The organism is Chitinispirillales bacterium (assembly GCA_031254455.1).
Classification (GTDB): Bacteria; Fibrobacterota; Chitinivibrionia; order Chitinivibrionales; family Chitinivibrionaceae; genus WRFX01.
This window is the reverse complement of the sequence record JAIRUI010000054.1, coordinates 1-6,977: the sequence shown is the minus strand read 5'-3', so window position 1 is coordinate 6,977 and position 6,977 is coordinate 1. Positions and strand designations below refer to the sequence as shown.

Sequence of the window (6,977 nt, the reverse complement as noted above, 5' to 3'; positions counted from 1 at the left end):
TTGTCCCCAATGATTCCCCGTTTTTTTTCCGGCGCGAAAACACCGGCCAATACGGAAAGGAAATCTTGGCTCGCATCATAGATATGCAGATTTTCAAAACCGTTTTTTTTCATATAATCAATAATATCCGCAGATTCCCCAAGGCGCATAAGCCCGTTATCAATGTGTAGCCCAAGTACTTTTTCTTGTCCCAGAATCTTGTTAAGAATCGCAAACGCGACGGTAGAATCCACTCCGCCCGATACGAGCAAAAACACTTTTTTATCGCCGACTTTTTGAATAATTTCTTTGGATAATTCCTCAAAGAAATTTTGCGCACTCCAATTTTTTTTCACACCGCAAATCGTTAAAAAATTATCCAATATTTTAATCCCGTTAATCGAATCCGTTACTTCGGGATGAAACTGCACTCCAAATATTTTTTTGTTTCTGTTTTGCGCAGCCGCTATCCGACATTCGTTTGTTTTTGCGATAACCTCAAAACCGTCCGGTAAAATTTCGACCTCGTCGCCGTGACTCACCCACATTTGTTCTCTTTGAGCAAGCCCGTCAAACAATTCGGCGTTTTTTTCTTTTTGTACAAAAGAAATTCCGTATTCTTTTTGATTTCCCGATTTTACCGTTCCGCCCAAAAGATGAGAAATAAGTTGATGACCGTAACAAATTCCCAATATAGGAATGTTTGATTCTAAGATATTTTTGTCGATATGCGGTGCGTTTTTTTCATAAACCGAATGCGGACTTCCCGAAAAAACTATCCCGCAAAATTCTTTTATTTTTTCTGCCGAAACGTCGTTTTGGACAATTTCCGAATAAACGCCTAATTTCCTGATTTTATTGGCGATCAAGTGAGCGTATTGCCCGCCGAAATCGACAACCGCTATTTTCTCCATAAAAATTATACGCTTTCTATTTTTACTTTTTCCATTATTCGCCAAACCGAATTTATATCAATTTTGCACGGCTCGCGAGTAAGCGTATTAGCCGCGCCGCACGCGGTCGCCAAACGGCAAACTTCTCCAAACGAAAATCCGCGCTGAAAACCTACGACCGCACCCGCCAAAAACGCATCGCCGCACCCCACGACATTTACCTGATTTTGTATTTCTACCGCAGAGCAAAGCAGGCATTCGTTCCCATGAAACGCGACAACGCCGTCTTTGCCAAGAGTTACAAAAAAATATTCAATCATGTCGATATAACGTTTCGCTTTCAAAACTATGCTCTGCAACCCTTTTACTTCGTCCGAGAGTAATTCCTGAAACTCCGTTTCGTTTGGGGCGGCTAAAAACGGCATAGCGCTGATTCCGAATTTCAACGGATTATTGCGAGTATCCAGCGCCGTCTTGACGTTTTTCGCCTTACATTCCGTAATGAGTTTTTTGTAGAATTCCTCGTCAAATCCTTTTGGAATACTGCCGCAAAACGCCCAGAAATCACCTTTTTCAATTTTTTTTATCAATTTCTCTGCGAAAGAAAAACTTTCAGCCTCAAATATTTGTTCGTTTTCACCGTTGAGATGATACGCAATTTGACTTTTTTCCTCAAAAATCGTCGTATTAATTCTGGTCTTTCCTCGAACTTCAAGCAAATCGTAAGCGATTTTGTATTCTTCAAGAAATTTTTTGAATTTCAGAATATCGTCACCGGAAACAATTCCCGAGACTTCAACGTCTTCGCCCAAGATTTTTACCGCTTTTGCAAAATTTATCGCCTTTCCTGCCGGACATGAAAAATTTTCCAGCGAGGTAAAAACTTTCTGTTCACCGAATTTCGGAATTTTGTAATAAACATCAATCGACGGATTACAAAGAATCGCTCTAATCACAAAAAATTCCCTGTTTTGTTGTTTGTTTTTATGAATAAAATAATTTTTGTCGAGACGCGAACTTGCAAAAAATTGCGGCTATAAATAAAAAACATAACTTTCCTATATATTATTATGTTTTATGAAAGTTTAAAAACAATTCACACAGAAGCGCGTTTAAGACAATAGATTTTTACACGACAGAATTCGCGTCAAAACGCGTCTGTACCATTAGTGAAAACAATCTCTCACATAATATTAGTGAAAACATTCACAACGTCTTCATCGTCTTCAATTTTATCAATCAGCGACTCGGCTTTATCGTATTCTTCATCGGAAAGTTCAACCGGAGCGGTCGAAATCCGCTGTAAAGTCGCTTTTCTAGGAACAATTCCGAGTTTTTCAAGCCCTTTGGAAATATTACCGAATTCAGTATAATCGCCATAAAGATAGACCGTGTCGTCGGTTTCTTCCAAATCCTCAAGCCCGAAATCAATAAGTTCCAGCTCCAAAGCGTCAACGTCGATTCCGCTTCGTTTTTCTATTTCAAAAACCGCTTTTCGAGTAAACATAAATTCCAACGCGCCGTTTTGAAGCAGATGACCGCCATGTTTGTTGAAATATGATTTAATGTTGGCTACCGTACGCGTATTGTTATCCGTAGCGCATTCTATAAAATATTGAACCCCGTTAGAACCTTTTCCTTCAAAAGTAACCTCAGTAATAGTGTCGGCGTCTTTTCCGCTCGCTCTCTTGATCGCCGCGTCAATGTTGTCTTTAGGCATATTCTCCGCTTTCGCGTTAAGAATCGCCGCCCGCAATTTCGCGTTCATTTCCGGATCAAGAACGCCTTCTTTAGCCGCAAGCGTAATCGCTTTTGATAATTTGGGGAACAATTTAGACATTTTGTCCCATCTTTTCATTTTTCTTTCTTTGCGGAACTCAAACGCTCTTCCCATAACGAAATCCTTTTGAATTTAATTTTTGTTTCTTGAAAATTATAGAGTAAATATAATATTTGGCGATAATAAATACGTTTTTATCCAGCGATATATTATTTTGTCGTGATTTTATGGATATAAATTATGGCAAGAAATTCTAGAAAATTACGGCACGATATAGCATACATTATTTTTTCAGCGGCGATTTTTATCATAAAAAAAACGCCGCGTTTTTTAGGTTTGCGCCTTTTCGGATTCTTGGGTTTTCTGTTTGGTCATATATTAAAAAAAGAAAGAGAAATTACAAAGAAAAACCTTAAAAGCGTATTTGAAAATTATTCGCAAAAGCAAATAAACAGAATAACAAACGGGGTTTTTGTAAACGCCGGTAAATCTTTTTTTGACGGAATAAGAATTCCTGAATATTCAAAGGAAAAATTTTTCAAAATCGTACGTCTTGAAAACGAAAATTTGACAAAGGAAATTTTTTCAAATCCAAACGGTACGATAATTTTGGGAAGCCATTTGTCTGCGTTTGAATTAAAGACACATATTGCGGCAAAATTAGGTTTTAAAGGAATGTCAATCGGCTCAAGACTGTTTGACAAAAGAATTGATAAAATTTTTGTAAATCTTCGTGAACGGAACGGAGTAAAATACTACGAACGTAACGGTGGAATGAAAAATGTTCTCAAAAATCTGAAAAATGGGTTTAATTTCGGTGTTTTAGTTGACCAAGACGCCACCAATAACGGTATTTTTGTAAATTTCTTAGGGAAAGAGGCGTTTACTCCGTCCGCTCCTATAAAAATAGCTGCTCGCTACAAAATTCCGCTTGCCTGGTCGTTTTTAATTCGCGAAAATAATGACAAGTATTTATTTTACATTGAAAGAGCCGAAATAATTGAAACGGAAAACGAAACGGAAAGTTTTATTTTGAATCTGGAAAAATTTAACGATAAACTTGGCGAATTTATAAAAAAATATCCGGAGCAATGGGTTTGGATGCACAGAAGATGGAAGCGTGAGGCGAAAGATTTTCCACCGCAGTTATCAATTTCTTATTATAAGGAGAAAGAAAAATGAAATTATCAGTTTCTCTCGCCAAAAGGAGTTATCCGATTTTCATTAACGAAAAAATAGATTTCTATTCATCAATTTTAGAGTTTTGTCCGGCGACAAAATACATTATCGTAACTAACGATACAATTCTAAAAATATATGAAAATCATCTTTCGGATTGGAAACGAAATTTGCCGGATTCATCAATAATAGTTATTCCCGACGGTGAAAAATACAAAAACATGAAAACTTTGAATTACATTCTGGACGAGGCGTTGAAATTGGAATGTGACAGAAAAAGCGTAATGATAGCGTTTGGCGGCGGAGTAGTTGGCGACATAACCGGATTTGCTGCGTCCGTTTTACTGAGAGGAATAAATTATATTCAAATTCCCACAACTTTACTTGCCGCAGTCGATAGCGGCGTCGGCGGGAAAACCGCAGTAAACAACTCAATAGGGAAAAATTTAATCGGTTCTTTTTGGCAGCCTAAAATGGTTTGGATCGACACAAAATATTTAGATACGCTTCCAGACCGCGAATTCATTGCAGGATGCGGCGAAATAGCGAAATACGGATATATCGGACAAAAAAGAACTTTTGAATTTATTACGCAAAATTTCGAAAAAATATGTAATCGTTCAAACTCCGAAATGCAAGAAGCAATTGTCCGCTCAATAAAAATCAAGACCGATATCGTAAGCCGCGACGAAACGGAAACGGGGGAACGGGCGCTTTTGAATTTCGGACATACTTTTGCGCACGCATTTGAGAAAATTTACGGTTACGGAACTTTGCTTCACGGAGAGGCGGTAATGCTCGGAATAAATTGCGCCGTAAAATTAGCGACAAGAATGAATTTAATAAAAAAAGAACGAGCTAAAATTTTAAACCAATCGCTTAAAATCTTGAGAATCCCTGAGATTCCGCACAAAATCTCTGCAAATTCCATTTACAGGGCAATGAATTCGGACAAAAAAAAAGCGAACGGAAAATTAAAATTCGTTCTTCCCACGTCTATCGGAAAATCTAAAATTCTTGACAATGTAAATAAAAAAGACGTGATTTCGGTACTTGACGAGGTTTTTGATTCATGGATTTTTTAATAGGAAACTGGGATAAAAGTTGGAACGTTTTTTTTGCTTTACAAGAAAATTTATTAAAAGAAATTGATGTAAAATTATCAATACTCAGCAAAGACGAAACTATTTTCCCTAATAGAAAAAATATTTTTAAAGCGTTTCAATTTACAAATCCGGAAAATATTTCGGTAGTGATTCTTGGACAAGATCCGTACCACGGTGAAGATGAAGCAATGGGGCTTTCATTTTCTGTCCCCCAAAACATAAAAATTCCGCCGTCGCTAAAAAATATATTCAAAGAATTGTCAAATGATTTAGGTGTAAAAATTCCGCTTCACGGCGATTTAACTAATTGGGCAAAACAAAATATTTTGTTATTAAATTCTATTTTAACCGTCACAAGAAATTCTCCCGCTTCACACTCAAAAATCGGATGGGAATATTTTACCGACAAAGTAATTGCGTATTTAGTAAAAACGGGCGCTCCAAAAGTATTTGTTTTGTGGGGAAATTTTGCTCAAAGAAAAAAAAATCTAATAGACGAAAATAGGCACAAAATAATTCAAAACCCGCATCCGTCCCCGCTTTCCGCAAATAAAGGTTTTTTGGGAAGCAGACCTTTTTCACAAATAAACGATTTTTTGAAAAAAACAAATCAAAAGGAAATAAATTGGAGTTTGTTATAAAAAAAATAATAATAATTATGATGATTGCAAATTCTGTAAACTGTTTTGCAGTCGAAAAATCCGTCTTATCCGAAATCCCGCAAAAAGACAGCGTAAAATATTACAACCCTTTTATTACCGCGCCGCTTTCAATTGTTCCGGGCGGCGGACAAATATACACGAAACATTTTACAAGAGGTTTTTTATTTCTGGGAACTGACGGAATCATAGGATGGATTTCGTTAAATTATTGGAAAAACTATCACAAAAGTTTCAACAAAATTTATTCATTAAACGATTCGTTAAATATGGCTAAATTCGGAACTTTCACAGCAAAAGACACCATGCGGTTTACAAACAAAATCAAACTCGCCGAATACGACAATATAGCGGGAAAAGTCAGATATTACAACGCATCGGCGCTATTTGCCGCTGTCGGAATTTGGAATATTATTGACGGTTTCGGTGTTTCAAACAGGTTTTACGGAGTTGAAAATAAAAATCCGAGAACCGCTATGGCATTGTCGGCGATTCCATTTTCGGGGGCAGGACAATTCTACAACGGAGAATGGTTTAAAGCCGGACTTACTATCGCGACCCAAACCGCATTTGTTTTCGGTGGAGTACAATACCAATATTTGATGAAAAAATCTCAGGATTTTGTCGGGCACTTAAGTCGAGACAGTACGTTTCAAGAACTTTCAAAAGAAGATAGAATTGACGCTTGGCAAAATAGATACAAGGATGCTGCAAAACGCCGAACAATGTTTTTTTGGTATTCGATTATTTTTTATATTTACGGAATGACGGACGCTTACGTCGATGCGTCTTTAAGTAAATTTGAAAATAAATTCGATATTTCGGCCGATTTTTCTCCTGAAAACAATGAAATTGCATGCCGATTTGTTTTGAAATTTTAGTTTTCTTATAAATCAATTTTTTAGAAATTTAAAAAATTAAAATTCCGTTAAAAAACACAAATGTTATTTAATGACTTGCGTTTTACCAAGTCCAAGAATTATCTTTAATGGAAAAAATTCAAAAGGAAGACAAGTGAATGTCGTTGTTATAGGGTCGGGAATTGGAGGGCTTACCGTAGGTGCATTTTTGGCGCAGGCTGGAATTAAAGTCGTTGTAATTGAACGACACGACAGAATAGGTGGATATGCGCACAATTTCAGAAGAAAAAATTATTACTTTGAGTCAGGGATTCATACCGTTCCGTTTGCCGATGGCGGCGTTGCAAGAGGTGTTTTTAAACAGTTAGGCATTAACGATAAAATTCAAACGATAAAATTCCCGGAAATGTACAGAATAATTTCTCCGTTCGGAACGGAAGTTATGCCCGAAAGCAAAAATGATATTCTTGTAAAACTTTACGATGATTATCCGAAACAAAAGAAAGGTTTGGATATATTTT

8 protein-coding genes are annotated in these 6,977 nt (G+C 36.8%); 5 read left to right on the top strand and 3 right to left on the bottom strand.

From position 1 onward, the window contains the following. From guaA to LBH98_03970, 3 genes are all read right to left on the bottom strand, one after another. Positions 1–893: glutamine-hydrolyzing GMP synthase (gene guaA / locus LBH98_03980; protein MDR0303917.1), on the bottom strand; the 893-nt coding region annotated here is incomplete at its 3' end. 5 nt (positions 894–898) lie between these two features. Beyond that, positions 899–1,828 (bottom strand): hexose kinase, encoded by a 930-nt coding sequence (locus LBH98_03975; protein ID MDR0303916.1) that lies wholly within the window; start codon positions 1,826–1,828, stop codon positions 899–901. A 227-nt stretch (positions 1,829–2,055) separates the two neighbouring features. Then, positions 2,056–2,766, bottom strand: a complete 711-nt coding sequence (locus tag LBH98_03970) for a YebC/PmpR family DNA-binding transcriptional regulator (GenBank protein MDR0303915.1) — start codon at positions 2,764–2,766, stop codon at positions 2,056–2,058. Positions 2,767–2,892: 126 nt separating this feature from the next. Here LBH98_03970 and LBH98_03965 point away from each other — a divergent pair, with 126 nt between their 5' ends. From LBH98_03965 to LBH98_03945, 5 genes are all read left to right on the top strand, one after another. Beyond that, positions 2,893–3,834: a lysophospholipid acyltransferase family protein gene (locus tag LBH98_03965; protein ID MDR0303914.1), complete on the top strand. Its 942-nt coding sequence runs from the start codon at positions 2,893–2,895 to the stop codon at positions 3,832–3,834. Further along, the gene (aroB, locus tag LBH98_03960) at positions 3,831–4,916 is read left to right on the top strand and encodes a 3-dehydroquinate synthase (protein MDR0303913.1); all 1,086 of its coding nucleotides are present in this window, start codon (positions 3,831–3,833) and stop codon (positions 4,914–4,916) included. The genes LBH98_03965 and aroB overlap by 4 nt, the downstream gene beginning before the upstream one ends. Then, a complete protein-coding gene (gene ung, locus LBH98_03955; GenBank protein ID MDR0303912.1) occupies positions 4,904–5,578 on the top strand; it encodes a uracil-DNA glycosylase in 675 nt (224 codons plus the stop codon). The genes aroB and ung overlap by 13 nt, the downstream gene beginning before the upstream one ends. Beyond that, positions 5,563–6,477, top strand: a complete 915-nt coding sequence (locus LBH98_03950; GenBank protein MDR0303911.1) for a DUF5683 domain-containing protein — start codon at positions 5,563–5,565, stop codon at positions 6,475–6,477. Before ung ends, LBH98_03950 begins: the two co-directional genes overlap by 16 nt. Positions 6,478–6,610: 133 nt before the next feature. Continuing rightward, the coding region (locus tag LBH98_03945) for an NAD(P)-binding protein (GenBank protein ID MDR0303910.1) at positions 6,611–6,977 on the top strand (367 nt) is incomplete at its 3' end.